This is a genomic window from Holophagales bacterium, assembly GCA_016699405.1.
In the GTDB taxonomy this organism is placed as follows: Bacteria; Acidobacteriota; Thermoanaerobaculia; order Multivoradales; family JAGPDF01; genus JAAYLR01.
This window is the reverse complement of the sequence record CP064972.1, coordinates 47,339-61,546: the sequence shown is the minus strand read 5'-3', so window position 1 is coordinate 61,546 and position 14,208 is coordinate 47,339. Positions and strand designations below refer to the sequence as shown.

General features: G+C 66.5%; 16 protein-coding genes. 6 read left to right on the top strand and 10 right to left on the bottom strand.

Annotated elements, in window-relative coordinates; translation table 11 throughout:
- Position 1: 1 nt before the first annotated feature.
- Genes IPJ17_00265 through IPJ17_00250 form a run of 4 tightly spaced genes read left to right on the top strand, consistent with a single transcriptional unit; the run spans position 2 to position 2,508 of the window.
- A complete protein-coding gene (locus tag IPJ17_00265) occupies positions 2 to 643 on the top strand; it encodes a 4Fe-4S binding protein (protein ID QQR74077.1) in 642 nt (213 codons plus the stop codon).
- Complete coding sequence (locus IPJ17_00260; GenBank protein QQR74076.1) at positions 640 to 1,185, top strand: Rieske (2Fe-2S) protein; 546 nt, start codon at positions 640 to 642, stop codon at positions 1,183 to 1,185. The genes IPJ17_00265 and IPJ17_00260 overlap by 4 nt, the downstream gene beginning before the upstream one ends.
- Entirely contained in the window at positions 1,182 to 1,409 is a 228-nt protein-coding gene (locus IPJ17_00255) for a hypothetical protein (protein ID QQR74075.1), read from the top strand. The genes IPJ17_00260 and IPJ17_00255 overlap by 4 nt, the downstream gene beginning before the upstream one ends.
- A 1-nt stretch (position 1,410) precedes the next feature.
- Positions 1,411 to 2,508: a tellurite resistance/C4-dicarboxylate transporter family protein gene (locus tag IPJ17_00250; GenBank protein ID QQR74074.1), complete on the top strand. Its 1,098-nt coding sequence runs from the start codon at positions 1,411 to 1,413 to the stop codon at positions 2,506 to 2,508.
- Between the two features lie 87 nt (positions 2,509 to 2,595).
- Here IPJ17_00250 and IPJ17_00245 read toward each other — a convergent pair whose 3' ends face one another.
- Positions 2,596 to 4,326, bottom strand: a complete 1,731-nt coding sequence (locus IPJ17_00245; protein QQR74073.1) for a chloride channel protein — start codon at positions 4,324 to 4,326, stop codon at positions 2,596 to 2,598.
- 60 nt (positions 4,327 to 4,386) lie between these two features.
- On the opposite strand from IPJ17_00245, the gene IPJ17_00240 reads away from it, so the two are divergent.
- Together IPJ17_00240 and IPJ17_00235 are read left to right on the top strand one after the other, a co-directional pair.
- Positions 4,387 to 4,878, top strand: coding sequence for a MarR family transcriptional regulator (locus IPJ17_00240; GenBank protein QQR74072.1), 492 nt, complete (start codon positions 4,387 to 4,389; stop codon positions 4,876 to 4,878).
- Between the two features lie 80 nt (positions 4,879 to 4,958).
- Positions 4,959 to 6,239, top strand: a complete 1,281-nt coding sequence (locus tag IPJ17_00235; protein ID QQR74071.1) for an MgtC/SapB family protein — start codon at positions 4,959 to 4,961, stop codon at positions 6,237 to 6,239.
- Positions 6,240 to 6,364: 125 nt separating this feature from the next.
- Here IPJ17_00235 and IPJ17_00230 read toward each other — a convergent pair whose 3' ends face one another.
- From IPJ17_00230 to trbL, 9 genes are all read right to left on the bottom strand, one after another.
- On the bottom strand, positions 6,365 to 6,898 hold the full coding sequence (locus IPJ17_00230) for a DNA repair protein RadC (protein QQR74070.1): 534 nt from the start codon (positions 6,896 to 6,898) through the stop codon (positions 6,365 to 6,367).
- Positions 6,899 to 7,055: 157 nt separating this feature from the next.
- On the bottom strand, positions 7,056 to 8,186 hold the full coding sequence (locus IPJ17_00225) for an ImmA/IrrE family metallo-endopeptidase (protein QQR74069.1): 1,131 nt from the start codon (positions 8,184 to 8,186) through the stop codon (positions 7,056 to 7,058).
- The gene (locus IPJ17_00220) at positions 8,186 to 8,776 is read right to left on the bottom strand and encodes a hypothetical protein (GenBank protein ID QQR74068.1); all 591 of its coding nucleotides are present in this window, start codon (positions 8,774 to 8,776) and stop codon (positions 8,186 to 8,188) included. The genes IPJ17_00225 and IPJ17_00220 overlap by 1 nt, the downstream gene beginning before the upstream one ends.
- A 63-nt stretch (positions 8,777 to 8,839) precedes the next feature.
- Positions 8,840 to 9,766, bottom strand: coding sequence for a ParB/RepB/Spo0J family partition protein (locus IPJ17_00215; protein QQR74067.1), 927 nt, complete (start codon positions 9,764 to 9,766; stop codon positions 8,840 to 8,842).
- Positions 9,759 to 10,487, bottom strand: coding sequence for a ParA family protein (locus IPJ17_00210; GenBank protein QQR74066.1), 729 nt, complete (start codon positions 10,485 to 10,487; stop codon positions 9,759 to 9,761). The genes IPJ17_00215 and IPJ17_00210 overlap by 8 nt, the downstream gene beginning before the upstream one ends.
- A gap of 10 nt (positions 10,488 to 10,497) precedes the next feature.
- Complete coding sequence (locus IPJ17_00205; protein QQR74065.1) at positions 10,498 to 11,772, bottom strand: TrbI/VirB10 family protein; 1,275 nt, start codon at positions 11,770 to 11,772, stop codon at positions 10,498 to 10,500.
- Positions 11,772 to 12,692, bottom strand: a complete 921-nt coding sequence (locus IPJ17_00200) for a TrbG/VirB9 family P-type conjugative transfer protein (protein ID QQR74064.1) — start codon at positions 12,690 to 12,692, stop codon at positions 11,772 to 11,774. Before IPJ17_00200 ends, IPJ17_00205 begins: the two co-directional genes overlap by 1 nt.
- Positions 12,693 to 12,702: 10 nt before the next feature.
- Positions 12,703 to 13,389, bottom strand: coding sequence for a type IV secretion system protein (locus tag IPJ17_00195; protein ID QQR74063.1), 687 nt, complete (start codon positions 13,387 to 13,389; stop codon positions 12,703 to 12,705).
- A complete protein-coding gene (trbL, locus tag IPJ17_00190) occupies positions 13,386 to 14,207 on the bottom strand; it encodes a P-type conjugative transfer protein TrbL (protein QQR74062.1) in 822 nt (273 codons plus the stop codon). The genes IPJ17_00195 and trbL overlap by 4 nt, the downstream gene beginning before the upstream one ends.
- Between the last annotated feature and the right edge of the window lies 1 nt (position 14,208).

Genomic DNA, 14,208 nt, shown 5'->3' with positions numbered 1-14,208 from the left:
GATGCCGGTACCCGCCGACCGTCACTTCTATCTCGACCCCGCGCGCTGCATCGGCTGCAACGCATGCGTCCAAGCGTGTTCGGAGTGCGACACGCATAAGGGCGTGTCGATGATTCAACTGGACTTCGTCGATCGGGCGCGCTCCACCCAGACGGTGCCGGTCGTGTGCATGCACTGCGACCAGCCGACCTGTGCGGAGGTCTGCCCCGCCGACGCAATCAAGCGCACTGAGGACGGCGTGGTGCAGACCGCGCGCAAGGCGCGCTGCATCGCCTGCAACAACTGCGTACTGGCCTGCCCTTTCGGCGTGCCCAAGATGCACGACGAAGCCAATCTGATGATGAAGTGCGATATGTGCTACGACCGGACGTCACGGGGCCTGAAACCGATGTGCGCCTCGGTCTGTCCGAGCCAGGCGCTCTTTTTCGGCACCCGCGAGGAGATCGAAGCGCTGCGGCCCGCCTCGCGGCCGGTCGATCGCTTCCGTTTCGGAGCCCAGGTGGTTTCGACGCGCGTGCGCATGCTCGTGCCCAAGGCGTTCGCCGAGCCGTTCCTCGCCGTCACCGAGCCGCTCGAATCCGGAGCTGCGGCGGCACCGCCCGATCCGCTATTGGCGAACCTCTTTCAGGAGAGCGACACGTGAGCGCCCGCGACCCCGATGAGCTGACGATTCCACCCGACGGGCGACCCGCTTCCGAGCAACCGAAGTGGCGCCGCGACTTCCCGATCGATGTGCCCCAGGATCAGTTCGTCGCGCGGCGTGAATTCACCAAGTTTCTCGTGCTGACGAGCTTCGCCTTCGTCGCTGGGCAGGCATGGATCCTCGCCAAGAGCTGGATCGGACGAAGGCCGACGACTCCCGAGCTCGCGATCGGCCGGCTCGACGACCTGCCGATCGGCGGCTTCCGTCAGTTCGACTACCCAGGCCCGGGCCAACCGAAGCTCCTCGTTCGCCTCGGCGAAAGCGAGGTCGTCGCCTTCGACCAGCGCTGCACCCACCTTTCGTGCCCCGTCCTGCCTCAGGTAGATCGTGGGCGATTCCATTGCCCCTGTCACGAGGGAAACTTCGATCTCGCCACGGGCCGCCCGCTCTCCGGGCCGCCACGCCGACCGCTGCCGAGAGTCGAGCTCGAGATTCGCAGCGGAGTCGTCTGGGCGGTGGGTGTCACGGAGCGCACGTCATGAACGGTCTTCGCCGGTTCTCACGCGACCAGCGCCTGCGCATCCTCGCGGGCATCGTCTCGATCGTCGTACTGATCGTCGTTCTGCAGCTCTGGCTCCTCACGGCGACGATGAACGCCTACCTGGGCGGAGATCACGGCGTCGCTCTTCCGGCGGGGATGGCGAGCCTCGTCTGTTTCCTGCTCAACCTCGGCCTGCTGCGCTATGTCTACAGGCTCGAGCGCTGAGATGGCCCTGGAGTCGAAGGAACACGTCCAAGACAAAGGGGACCGGTTCTGGACGACGGTAGTTGCGGATCTGTTCCCCGGCTACTTCGCGGCAGTGATGGCCACTGGAATCGTCTCGATCGCTGGCCAGCTTCTCGAGTGGACCCATCTGGCTCGAGTGCTCCTTTACCTCAACGTGCCGGTTTATGTCGCCCTCGCGTTCCTGACATTGGCTCGCCTCGTTCGGTTTCCGCGACGTCTTAGCGCCGACTTCGCCGATCATGCGCGCGGCTCGGGCTTCTTCACGACAGTCGCCGGAACGTGTGTCCTCGGCAGCCAGTGTCTGCTCGTGGGCGAGCGACGCGACGCTGCCGAAATTCTCTTCGCCATCGGGCTCGCGCTCTGGCTCTTCGTGATGTACGGCTTCTTCACCACGGTCATCGTGCGCGAGACGAAGCCGACGCTCGAGCAAGGGATCAACGGCGCCTGGTTGATCGCCACGGTAGCCACGCAATCCGTCGCCCTGCTCGCGCTCGCCGTGCGTGGTCCGTTCGGTTGGCCGGAGGAAGCGGTCGCCTTCGGCGCGCTCGTCTTCTTCCTCATCGGCTGCATGCTCTACCTGGCGATCATCACGCTCATCTTCTACCGCTTCACGTTTCTGCCGCTGGCGACGGCCGCGCTCACTCCACCCTACTGGATCAACATGGGAGCGGTCGCCATCAGTACGCTGGCCGGCTCCACCCTCCTTCTCGCCCAGGAGCGCTCGCCACTGCTCGCTTCTTTCGCCCCGTTTCTCAAGGGATTCACTTTGTTCTTCTGGGCTGCCGGCACGTGGTGGATCCCGCTCCTCGTTCTCCTGGGGGTATGGCGCCACGTAGTTCGCCGCCATCCGTTCGCCTATGACCCGCAGTACTGGGGGATGGTCTTCCCACTCGGCATGTACACAGCGGCGACGTTCCGCCTATCTCAGGCCTTGCCGTACCCCCCACTCGCTGCGATCGCGAAAGGGTTCTACCCATTGGCGCTCGTCGCCTGGTTCGCTACCGCGCTGGGATGGGCAACGAGCCTCGCGATCCGCAAGCGCAAGGGTGCGAGCAGCGTCGCCTCCCAGATCAACTGAAGCCTCTCGGGCCAGGGCCCGAGCGCGGTCGCTCCAGATCACGCCGACACGAGGTCCTCCCATCGCTTGGCAGCCTTCGACCTCGACTCAGTCTCCAGAACGACCCACGGCCGCCCTGACCTGCGATCTCGGTGCGAGTTTCCATCCAGGCTGGAGTGTCTCTGCCTCCAGTTGCTCCCGTCTCGCCTGCAGCACGTCGGATCGGGTGCAGATCCCGACCAGCCGACCGTGATCGAGCACGGGCAAGTGCTCCACATCTTCGCTCAGCATCCGATCCAGCGCGGTCAAGAGGTTGTCCTCAGTAGCGACCGAGACGACCTGCCGGCTGGCGATCGACAGTACCGGGCCGTCGGAGCTCGCCGTCGGATTCCCGAGCAAATCGGTACGCGAAACGATGCCGCACAACACGCCGTGCTCATCGATGATCGGGTAGGCGCCGTGTCGCCCGATCGCGAAGCGTGCTCGTGCTGCACCCACCGTCGTCTCGACCGGCAATGTCTCGACCTGGCGGCTCATCACGGAGGCGACGCGAACCTGCCGGAAGGGATTAACCTCGTACTCGGCGGTGACCCGCAGGCCCCGACGTGCGAGCTTCTCGGTCATCAGGCTCTCCCGGGCCAGGAATGCGGCGACCAGGTCCGCAAGCACTGCGGCTACCAGAAGCGGGAGCACGATGCCGTAGTCGCGAGTCAGCTCGAAGAGGAAGACGATCGAGGTGAACGTCGCCCTGGTGGCGGCTCCGAATGTCGCCGCCATCGCCACGAGTGCGAAGGCGCCCGGGTCGACATGGAGCCCTGGAAAGCTCAGGCTAAGGAGCTTTCCGATCACGGCGCCAAAACTGCCGCTGATCAGCAGTACCGGAGCCAGCGTTCCGCCCGAGGTTCCGGATCCGAGCGCGACCCACCACGCGACGAGCTTGACGGCGAGAAGCGTGAGAAGCGCCCCGATGGCAAGCCTGCCAGCCAGCACATCCGAAATGGCGTCGTAGCCGACGCCGAGGGCACGAGGCTCCAGGAGTCCGACCGTGGCGAACACTCCCGCTCCGACAACTGGATGCCAGATCTCGTCCAGCGGTAGGCGGCGGAAGCTCGCCTCGACCAAGAACAACCCCCGGCTCACGACCACCGCCAGTCCCCCACAGGCAATTCCCAAAATCGCGAAGAAGGGCAAGGTTTCGAGACCAGTGAAGTCATGTGGCGGCACCGCAAACAGCGGGCCGGGCCCCAGGAGCCAAGCGTGGATGCCCGCAGCAATCGATGCCGCGACGGCCAGGGGAACGAAGGCACGAGTCGAGAACTCGAACAGCAGAAGCTCGAAAGCCAGCAGAATCGACGCCAGCGGTGCTCCGAAGGTCGCCGCCATTCCCGCGGCGGCACCGGCCGCTAGCAGGATCTTGCGCTCCGCCGGAGAGACCTCGAGCACTTGGCCGAGGAGAGAACCCAAGGCGCCTCCCGTGACGATGATCGGCCCCTCGGCTCCGAAGGGGCCGCCGGTACCGATCGCGATGGCTGCCGACAACGGCTTCGCGACCGCCGTGCTGGGTGCGATGCGACTCTGTCGCGTCAGCACCACCTCCATTGCCTCGGGAATGCCGTGCCCGCGAATAGCAGGCGACCACCGGGCCAGTACGGAAACCGCCAGCCCCCCCACCACGGCGGCAGCAACGACGCCGGGTCCGGCGTGGAGTTGGCTAAAGGACGGGATGTCGACGCCAAGTCGGTGGAACAGAAACAGGTTGGTCATCAGGCCAATGAGCTTCAACAGGAGGAAGCCCGCCAAGCCGCTGGCGACGCCGAGGACTACGGCACAGATGCTCATAAGCGCAATGCGTCGGGGGTGCGATAGCTGGCTCACTTCGCGATAATATCGCGCCACGATATGACCAACGCGACCATCCCCTACGACCAGCTGCTCGCGCTTCGCGTGGGCCTCCGCCGCTTCGTGAAGTGGAGCGAGCAGCGAGCTAGAGCCGCGGGTCTGACCCCTGCCCAGCATCAGCTCCTCCTCGCGGTTCGTGGCCACACCGACCCGATGGGACCGACTCTCGGTGAGGTCTCGGAGTACCTGATGGTCCGTCACCACAGCGTCGTCGGCCTCGTCGACAGGGCTGTCGCGGCCGGCTTGATTCGACGCGTCGCGGACGCCGCAGACCATCGCGCAGTCCGCCTTCGCCTCACTCGCCGTAGTGAGAACCGACTCGCCGTGCTCTCCGGTCTCCACCTCGAGGAGCTCCGTCGCCTGCGTGGCTCCTTCGAACGTCTTTGGGAGGGTCTCGAAGGACAGTCCCAGGCTAGGCGCGGCGCGGACGGCGATGCGCTTGGTGCGACAATGAAGCGGGGTGGCGACGCCGGCGGATCGGCCCGCAGATAGTAGGTCTGCGAACCGCAGATCTCGTGCGGCGTCACCTTCCAGAGCCCGTTTGTCTCGCGTTCGCGGGAGTACAATGCGCCATGGACTCGTTGCGGGAGATCTGGCCTCATTGGCCGACGCTCGCGCGCATCGCACTCGCGCTCGTCATCGGTCTGTTCGTCGGCATCGAGCGAGAACGAAGCGGCAAGGAAGCCGGGCTTCGAACGTTCGCCTTCGCGGCGCTACTGGGTTGCGTTGGCGGACTGCTCGGCCCCCCGTACGGTGTGGTGTCGATCGCGCTCCTCGGCGTGCTGATCGTGTTGCTGAACCTGGAGACGATTCGCAGCGGAGAGGGCGCGGAGCTGACGACGTCAATCGCCCTGCTGCTTGTGGGCTTCGCGGGTCTGCTCGCCGGGAGGGGTCATCAGTTCACGCCGACTGTGCTCGGCGTCGTCACGGCCGGGCTCCTGGCGTGGAAGCAACCGCTTTCCGGCTTCAGCAAGAGCCTCACGGTGTCGGAGTTCCGATCCGCCGTCCAGCTCGCGATCATCGCGTTCGTCGTTTATCCAGCCTTACCGGAAGGCGCGATCGACCCTTGGGGGCTCGTCGACGCGCGCGACGCATGGATCGCGGTCATCCTAATTGCCGCGCTGGGCTTCGCGAACTACGTTCTTCTCAAGACCTACGGCGCCCGCGGCATCGAGCTGACCGGCTTTCTGGGCGGGCTGATCAACAGCACCGTCACGGTCACCGAGTTGGCTCGCCGAGTTCACGATGCCCCGTCGAGCTTTCGAGTTCATGCAGAAAAGGGTGTCGCTCTGGCGACTGCGGCAATGCTCCTACGGAATGCGCTCATCTTGGCCCTCCTGTCGCCGACCGTGTTCCGGATCTGCGCCCTGCCATTGGCACTTGCAGTCGTCGGCACCGCGATGTCACGCCTGACGCTTCGACGAGCAAGGGGCCCCGGGGCCGATGCCGCAGATCAGGTCACGTCTCCGCCTCCGCTCGACGCGCTGGCGTCGCCCTTCTCGCCCCTCGCGGCGTTGAAGCTCGGAGGCCTCTTCCTCGCGATCGAAGTGGCCGGGACGCTCGCGCAACGCTACATAGGCGCCGTCGGCCTGTACGGCGTCAGCCTGATCGGTGGCGTCGTCTCGAGCTCGAGTGCCGTCGCTGCCGCTGCGAGTATCGCCAAGGCGTCATCCGAAATAGACGCAGCCGCCTTGGCAGCGCTCCTCGCGTGCGCAACCAGTGCACTCGTCAACCTCCCCCTCGTCGCTCGGATCGGCCGGGACCGGAAACTGACACGCAATGTCGCGCTGATGCTTGGTGCCTGCGTGCTGCTCGGCTTCGTCGGAGCGGTGCTTCAGAGCAACCTCCGCTAGCCCCGCCGACTGGTCGTACCAGGCCCTACACATCGCCTTGCTCGCATCTGGAACGCCGAGCTTTCCGACCGCTCGGCGGCTCGGGCGGCCGGGAGCCTCTTGGGCGACCAACGCCCTGGCCATACTCAAAACGCGCCTCTCTGGCGCAACGAGACGAAGGCTGGAGCCTCGCCCACGATGATGTGGTCAACGAGCCGTATCCCGACGACCTCGCCGGCCTCCGCCATGCGGCGGGTGAAGGCCAGATCCTCCGAGCTCGGCGACGGATCGCCCGAGGGGTGGTTGTGGAAGAGGAGGATGCCGGCGGCGTTGGCGAGTAGCGCGGCGGTCAGGATGCCCCGCGGCTCGACTGCGGCCCGGGTCAGCGTGCCGATGTAGGCGAACTGGTGCCCGATCGCGCGGTTGCGCGTGTCGAGGAAGAGCGCGCCCATGACCTCGCGGTCCCAGGACGACAGGATCGTGTGGAGGAACTTGGCGGCTGCGGCGGGGTCGCCGCAGTGCTCGGGCGACTCGTACGGTGTGGCCTCTTCGCGGACCAGGGCCACGCGGTAGCGGGCGATGGTCTCCGGTTCGAAGCCCGGCTCACCGGGCTCGACGAGGTTGAGGCGGTTCTGGGGCTGGGGATCTCGGTTCTCGCGGTTGGGTGTCGTTCGGCGCATGCCCACCCGAGATGAAGCCGCGCAGCGGCGCGACAAGGCTGGCCGCAGGCCACCCGCAGGGCTCGGCCTTGCGCGCCGCGAGCAGCGGAATCGAATGTGGGGCGCCGATGAAACGACACCGGCCGTGAGAGCGGAACACCTGCGAACCGATACAGGCCTAGCTCGACCGCTGTGTCAAACCTCTCGGCCCGGTCGCCGCGCGTGGAGTTAGTCGCGAGAATTCCACCAGCTGCCCACGACTGCTTGGTTCGGAGGAAGGGGCTACACCGTTGGCGGCGAGGAGTGCTTCTACTAGAGCGGTCGGGTACCCGAGGGTGTCAGCGAAGGCCTTCGCGTCTCCGTGGTAGACGGCATCGAACATCCGTGCGAACAGGCGAGGCTTCTCGGGAGCAAGTCCTTCGCTCCCCGGTTCGATCTGCCGCCACCCCAGCTTGCCGAGCTTGATGAACAGGCGCTTCTGCTGATCGACAGAGATCCGGTTCAGATGACGCGCCCGCTGAATCAATGCCGCTATGGAGACTCCCCATCGGCGTTTCAGGCGAAGGAGTTCGCTGACGGTGATCGGCAAGGTCAGCTCAGAAAGAACCTCCTCGCTGGGCAGAAGCACCTCGCCAGCAACCTCATAAGCTTCCGCTTCCACCTCCTGTGGGCCTAGCTGTGCAGAGCCGTGCAGGGCGAGATGCCCCGCCTCGTGAGCTACGCTCATCCTGACTCGGTCAGTCGGCCGGAACGCGTGGTACGCGATCACGGGAGTCTCTTGTGCAGCCAGAGCACTGAATGCGTCGAAGTCTGCGCAGTCATCCCCGAGAGGCAGTGCCAAGCAGATCACGCCACTCGCTTCAAGACGCTGAATCAGCCGCTCGACAGGTGCACCCGGCTTCACTCCAAGAGCGTTGCGGATCAGGCCGGCGGCGTCCTTGGCGCTTGAATCACAGAGGACAGGGAACGTCGTCGCAATCGGTTTGAACCGTCGACGCAGCTCGACCACCGCGGTCAAAGCCAGCTGCGACAAGTTGTAGATCTGCTCCTGATCAGCCTTGGAGAGCTTTGCCTTCTTGCGATAAAGGAGTAGCGAGCCCTCGGGAAGCTCTACCGAATCGCTACCCAGCAGAAACGCCACCGGGAAGCCGATCTGGAGAGTCAATCTCTCAAGGAGATCTGCAGACGCCTCCAACTGGCCGCTTTCTAGCTTCGCGATAGTTGCCTGACTAGTAGCAGCACGCTCGGCGAGCTGAGTTTGCGTCAGCCGACGGAGGCCGCGAGCCAGACGAAGTCGATAGCCATTCATCAGCCCACCTTATTCTCATCGATACCGTCCTCGATGAGATCGATCGCGATGAGCTCCTCTTCAACTTCCACTTCGACGGGCTGTTGGTGCGGGACCGGTTGCGGAATCACCACCGTCCATTCGCTCGGGAGCCACAAGTGGAGCGCCCCCAGAGAATGAGTCTCACTGTCGAACTTCCAGAGCAGCACGAGCTTCAGCGCGCCGGGCGACAGGAATCCCTCAGTTCCTTCCGGGAGTAGCGGTAGCTGCTCGCAATATCCCTGAAATGCGGCCGAGCGACCTTGGTCTGGTACTCCACCCTCTTCGTCCATCTTCAACAGGCGAAGGTGGTACCCGCCGTATTCGACCATTACCCCATTGTTGCTCAGGGCTGCGACACGGCATCCTTGGAGACCGCCCTCCTTCATTCGCCAGAAGAACTCGTTGCGAACGCCGCTTGCGAGGTGGAAAGGCTCCACCGGTCGTTGGCGTCGCTGAAAGTCCTCCACAGCCGTTGCGACGGCGGCTTCGAGGCAGTCGAACAGCGTGGGCCAGAGACCATCTAGGTCCCCGATGACAGTCTGGGCAGGAGAGGTCGAGTTGTGCTCCATGGAAGAGAATAATATTCCTCGATTTGGTGCGCGTCAAGTTGGGCGAGCACCGAACAGCGAGATTCATGAGAGTAGGGCCAGCAGATCCGCCACCAAACTGCCGTCGTCTGTGGGTGGCTCCCCTCCCAAGCGCCGGACAAGCTCTCGGATCTGCCGCGCCGACAGGTGCAGATCGAACATCGGTTCTTCGTTGACCCGCCGGGGGCGGACCGCCTGGTCCTCGTACTCGCGAGCTGCGAGGCTAGGCGCAGAAGCGGGATCCGCTCCCGGCGGCCTATTGCCACGGTCAAGGCGCAGTACCTCTAGATGGGAGATTGGGTCCGACGTCTTGCGAGCACGGCGCAAGAGTCTCTCCTGCTGCTTAGAGTCGAGCCGACCGAACATCCGCGCCGTCTCAGGATTTCCGAGGAGCCCTTCGTCCAGGGCCGCTCGGAACGGCCCTTCCGCCTTCAGGAGCGCCAGGTACTTCGACACCCAGGACTTCGACTTGCCCAGCTCCTTCGCCAGCTCCGCCTGGCCGAGGCCGGTCTCGTCGAGGCAGCGCTTGAGGGCGTTCGCGACGTCGAGGAGTTTGAGGTTCGAGCGCTGGAGGTTCTCGGAGAGCTGGGTGAGCGTGTTGCGGCCGGTGTCGTGCTCGGCGCCGGCGGCGACGAGGCAGGGGACGGTCTCGAGACCGGCGATGCCTGCGGCGCGCCAGCGGCGCTCGCCGGAGATGATGACGTAGCCGCCGTCCGGGTCGGGCCGCACGTGGATCGGGTTGTGGATGCCGATCGCGGCGATGTTCCGGGCGAGGCCTTCCAGATCCTCCTGGTCCTCGGCGCTCAGGACGTCGGCGACGAAGTCGCTGCGGACCTGGCGCGGGTCGGGGTGGACTTCGCCGATCGGCAGATCGACCACGCGCCGCTTGCCGCCCGCCTGGCGGCGCTCGGTCTCCTCCTTCAGCTCGCGCAGCCGGTCGAGCGAGCTCATCCCCAGGGTCGCTTCAGCCATCGATCAGCCCTCCACAGAGCTCCATCCAGGTCTCCCGCGTCTCGCGGTCGGCGCGGCGGAAGCGCCAGACCGGGACTCCTTCGTCGAGCGCGTCCGAGACCGCTACGCGCAGCGTGAGAAACGGCCGCGTCAGCGGCACGTGCTCGCCCAGCAGCGCGATGTAGCGGTTCTGCTGGCCGGAAGAGCGTGTGAAGCGGTTGATCAGGACACGGTTCTCGAGCCCCGGCCGGATGGCGCGGATCTCCTCGATCGTCGCAAGCGTCTGTCCGAGGGCGAGCAGCGAGAAGCTGTTCGGCTCGAGCGGCGTCACCACGAGATCGGCCCAGACTTGCGGGCCGAGGTGGCGCAGGCCGATCGCCGGCGGCGTGTCGATCACCACCAGGTCGTAGGGCAGCGCCCGCAGCCGGTCGCGGACTCGCGTCGCGTCGGCGAGACCGACCCGTTGGTCGACCTCGTCGAGGCGCTGGTGGCCGTGGAGCAAGTGAAGGCCGCCTTCGGTGACCGAGGGCGCGATGGGACCGTCGGCGAAGAGCGCGGCGGCGCCGCCGGCCTGGCGGGCTACTGCCGCGTCCCGCGCCAGCATCGTGCTGGCGTTGCCCTGGGTGTCGAGGTCGACGACGAGCGTACGCAGCCCGCGCTCGACGCCGGCGAGCGCAAGGTGGCAGACGAGCGTCGTCTTCCCCACTCCCCCCTTCTGGTTGGTCACCGTAACGATACGCATCACGCAGGTCTCAGCGTGCGTCCGCCGTCTGCTCGTAGGGGAAAGGAAGATCGAGGTCGGAGGTGACCTCGACGTTCAGCTCGTAGCCGGGCCGGACCTCGATCGTTGGGCGAACGTCGAGGTTGCGGCGCAGGTATTCCGTCGCGACCCGGCCGAGCTCCTGGCCGACCGCCGCCGCCGCGAGCTGCGACGGGGTCGGGTTCGTGCCGAAGCCGCCGTTCTCCTCGGGCTGTGAGAGCTGGACGCCGGCCGAGACGGCGGCGAGCAGGAGCGCGCTTCCGAACGTGCGGACGAAGTGGTTGTCGACGCGGTCGCGGAGACCCGCCGCCGCGGCGAGATCGACGCCCTGCATGCCCGCCAGGTCGAGCGAGCGACCATCCGGGAAGATGACGCGATTCCAGGCCACGAGCACCCGCTTCTGGCCGAACGCGACGCGGCTGTCGTACTCGCCGACCAGCCGGCTCCCCTGCGGAATGAGGAGGAAGCGCCCCGACTGGCTGTCGTAGACGTTGCGACGGACAAGCGCGGTCGTTTGCCCAGGAAGGTCGGAGTTGATGCCCGCGGTGAGGACCGCCGGAATCAGCGTACCGGCCGAGATCCGGAAGGGCGACCCGGCGGGGTGCAGGGCACCGGCGACCGGCTTCGGCGCGGCGGAAGGCTGCGGCTCGACCTTCGCCTGGACCGCGCGCACCAGCTCGGCGCGTAGGGACGCGAGGTCGGGCGGCGCTGCGGGCGCACCGTCGCCCAGTTCATTCTCGGTTCGATCGGCGCGAGAGGAGCCGGACCGGGGACCGCCGGAGCGAAAGGCCACCGGCACGAGGTCGGAGTCGAGGGCGCGCTGGAGCTCCGTGCGACCGGGCGAAGTACCTCCCCTGCCACTTGGCGGCTGCTCGTGGCCGTAGGTCGCCGCCGGCGGCCCAGCGGCGAGGGGCTGATCCCGCTTCGCGAGGAGCTGCTCGAATCCCGGCGGTAGATCGGCCGGGGTCTGGAGCTTCCGGCCTCGCTCGGCGGCGGCCTGCTCCGCAGCAACCTTCGCCTCTCTCTCGGCCGCTCGCTGGATTCGCTCGGCGAGGTCTTCCACCGGCGGCGGGACGGACGCGACGCGGTGGTCCTGATTGGGTCGACGCGCTTTCGAGCTGACGAGATAGCCGACGAGCCAGAGCACCGCGACGGCGAAGATCGCCGCGATCCAGACGATGGCGGAGCTGAGCTTCTTGATCCGAGGCTGCGGCGTCAGCTCGAGCCCGGCCTCCTTGGGCTCCACCGGCGGGGTACCCGTCTCCATCAGCGGGCTCCGGCCGAGCGCACGAACGCGCGGTTGGTGATCTTCACGGACTTGCGCGCGCGCCCGACGCCGCTGAGCAGCTCGCCGCGCTCGAAGAGCCCGTCGACGATGATCCACGACCCGTTCATGCGGTAGTTGAGGATCGCTTCGTCGCCCGACTCGGTGCGAGCGAGGAAGGCCGGCGCGTCGGCGGACGCGGTGGCGGCCGGGAGCTGAATGTAGGTGTGATGCCCGTCGTCGAAGATCGATGTCGGCCGGAAGCCGGTGAAGTGCAGGCCCGAGATCGAATAATCGAAGTTCATCCGGCCGGGATCGATCGCGCCGGTGAGGCTCGCGATGGTCGAATCGCTCTGGCGCTTCGCACGCGCTGCCTCGAGCTGCGCCGCGTCGGACCACTGCTCGACGACGTCGCCCGGGTAGTAGAAACGTACCCGGCGCTCGTAGGTGCCCTGCACCTCGCCCGTCTTCCCCTTGGCGGGTGCGACGAGGTTGAGGTGGTAGGTCCGGCGCGTGGTGGTCACGATCATGTTGGTGCTGATGCCGTACTCTCGGGGCTTCACCACGACGTGAGGGACCAGCGCGCTCGGATCGCCCGAGAAGAGCGGGCTGGAGATCCAGCGCTCGGTGTCGCCCAGCGCGACCCCGTGAACGACCTCACCGGCCTCGAGCTCGACGTCGCAAGCGCGGAGCGGCGTGCATTGGAGAACGGGCTGACTCTCCCCGAACGGGTAGATCACCGAATCGCCCTCCTCGAGGACCGGCGCCTTCCCGGTCGTCGCGAACTGCTGCGTCGCGTCGCGGACCGCCGAATCGGACTTCGAAGGCGGCTGCGCGGCCTTGGCCGCGACGCCGCCGAGCCAAGCGATGACAAGGGCAGAGAGCAGCAGGTACTGCGAACGGATCAGCGAGCGTCGAAACATCGAAGTCTCCTCAGAGGACCTGGGTCCAGTTGATCTCGGTGACGTAGAGGCCGAGAGGGTTGACCAGCAGGAGGTCGGTGGTCTCCGGCGGCGTCAGCTCGACGCCGAGCACGGCCTGCCAGGCGGTCTCCTGACCGACCCGTCCGCCCGCCGCGATGGGCGTCTCGCGCCATTGCACCTGCCAGCTCGAGGGCGACAGTCGGAGCACCGACTGCACCTGTACCGTGACGGTGCCCTCGGCCTCCCGCAGGAACGGGTTGCTCTTCTTGAAGTAGTCGTTGAGGAAGCCGAGCGCGGCGTCCTTCGAGCAACCGTAGGCGCGGTTGATGACGGTCTTCTGCACCTCGGCGTCCGAGAAGACGGAACGGACGTCGCGGATGAAGAGGTTGAGCTGGTAGCGGATCAACCGCTCGTCGGTCTTCCGCAGCTGCTCCGCCGGCCCGAAGGCGACCGCTTGGCCGAGTCGGTCGACCTCGACGACGAACGGTGAGACTCGGCTCTGGGTGGCCAGGTGAATGAGGCCGCCGGTGAGCAGGCCGTCGATCGCGAGGAGCCCGAGCGCGGCGAGCTGCCAGTTGCGCTTGCCGCGGGCGAGACCGGAGTAGCGATCGTCCCACTCGCGACGGCCGCGCGCCGGCGGGCCGGCGGTGGCCTCCGGCTCGCGCTCTTGATGCCGAAACGGGCGGCTGAGCCTCATGAACCCTCCACGAACAGCGAGCGCAGGCTGAAGCCCGACCCGGCGCCCAGCATCTGGCTGGCGAAGAGCGGCACCTTGGTGGTGACGAGCGCCAGCACGACGGCGCCGCCGAGCACCTCGAAGAGCGGCCCCGGGTTGTCGAGCGCGACACTGTTGAGCATCCCCGCCCACTGGGCGGCCAGCGACCCGGCGACGCCGAGAACGAGGTAGGAGACGAAGAGCTTGACGCCGACCCGGAAGACGTAGACCAGGTAGCCGTCGGCGAGACCGGCGGTGAAGCGCGAGCCGCCGAAGCCGAGGAGCACCACGCCACCGCCGAGCACGATGTAGCTCTCGACGAGGTAGACCAGGAGCACGCCGGCCATCCAGGCGTAGCAGAGGATGAGCGTGAGGCACGTGAACAGGATCATCGGCCCGGTGATCGGGTTGAGCAGACCCCAGTTGTTGAGGCCGTCGAGCAGCCCGAGAGCCAGCAAGAAACCGTCGGAGAAGACCGAAGACGGGTTGATCCCGTCGATGCCGCCGGCCGCGGCGCCGGCCTGCTCGAACGAGCCGATCACCGTCGGGACCCAGATCGGCGAGAAGACGAGGATGGTGTAGAGGATCGAGAGGACGAAGACCTGACGCAGGATGTGAACGAGCACCTGCTCCCCGCCTTCGCGTCGCCCGATCGTCGACCAGATGCCGACCCAGGCGATCTGGATCACCATCAGCGCGAAGAAGAGGTTCTGCGCGATCGGAAAGAGCGTCGTGAACCAGGTCTGCGTCGCGAGCTCGAACGTCTGGACGATCCCGTCCAGGATTCCCAGGACTGGCATG

What these genes read in the sequence shown, in the direction of transcription:
- IPJ17_00255 (QQR74075.1), top strand. Translation starts at nt 1,182, where the DNA reads ATGAACGGTCTTCGCCGGTTCTCACGCGACCAGCGCCTGCGCATCCTC.
- IPJ17_00220 (QQR74068.1), bottom strand. Translation starts at nt 8,776, where the DNA reads ATGGAGCACAACTCGACCTCTCCTGCCCAGACTGTCATCGGGGACCTA.
- IPJ17_00210 (QQR74066.1), bottom strand. Translation starts at nt 10,487, where the DNA reads ATGCGTATCGTTACGGTGACCAACCAGAAGGGGGGAGTGGGGAAGACG.
- IPJ17_00265 (QQR74077.1), top strand. Translation starts at nt 2, where the DNA reads ATGCCGGTACCCGCCGACCGTCACTTCTATCTCGACCCCGCGCGCTGC.
- IPJ17_00230 (QQR74070.1), bottom strand. Translation starts at nt 6,898, where the DNA reads ATGCGCCGAACGACACCCAACCGCGAGAACCGAGATCCCCAGCCCCAG.
- IPJ17_00245 (QQR74073.1), bottom strand. Translation starts at nt 4,326, where the DNA reads ATGAGCATCTGTGCCGTAGTCCTCGGCGTCGCCAGCGGCTTGGCGGGC.
- IPJ17_00195 (QQR74063.1), bottom strand. Translation starts at nt 13,389, where the DNA reads ATGAGGCTCAGCCGCCCGTTTCGGCATCAAGAGCGCGAGCCGGAGGCC.
- trbL (QQR74062.1), bottom strand. Translation starts at nt 14,207, where the DNA reads ATGCCAGTCCTGGGAATCCTGGACGGGATCGTCCAGACGTTCGAGCTC.
- IPJ17_00205 (QQR74065.1), bottom strand. Translation starts at nt 11,772, where the DNA reads ATGGAGACGGGTACCCCGCCGGTGGAGCCCAAGGAGGCCGGGCTCGAG.
- IPJ17_00235 (QQR74071.1), top strand. Translation starts at nt 4,959, where the DNA reads ATGGACTCGTTGCGGGAGATCTGGCCTCATTGGCCGACGCTCGCGCGC.
- IPJ17_00240 (QQR74072.1), top strand. Translation starts at nt 4,387, where the DNA reads ATGACCAACGCGACCATCCCCTACGACCAGCTGCTCGCGCTTCGCGTG.
- IPJ17_00215 (QQR74067.1), bottom strand. Translation starts at nt 9,766, where the DNA reads ATGGCTGAAGCGACCCTGGGGATGAGCTCGCTCGACCGGCTGCGCGAG.
- IPJ17_00225 (QQR74069.1), bottom strand. Translation starts at nt 8,186, where the DNA reads ATGAATGGCTATCGACTTCGTCTGGCTCGCGGCCTCCGTCGGCTGACG.
- IPJ17_00250 (QQR74074.1), top strand. Translation starts at nt 1,411, where the DNA reads ATGGCCCTGGAGTCGAAGGAACACGTCCAAGACAAAGGGGACCGGTTC.
- IPJ17_00200 (QQR74064.1), bottom strand. Translation starts at nt 12,692, where the DNA reads ATGTTTCGACGCTCGCTGATCCGTTCGCAGTACCTGCTGCTCTCTGCC.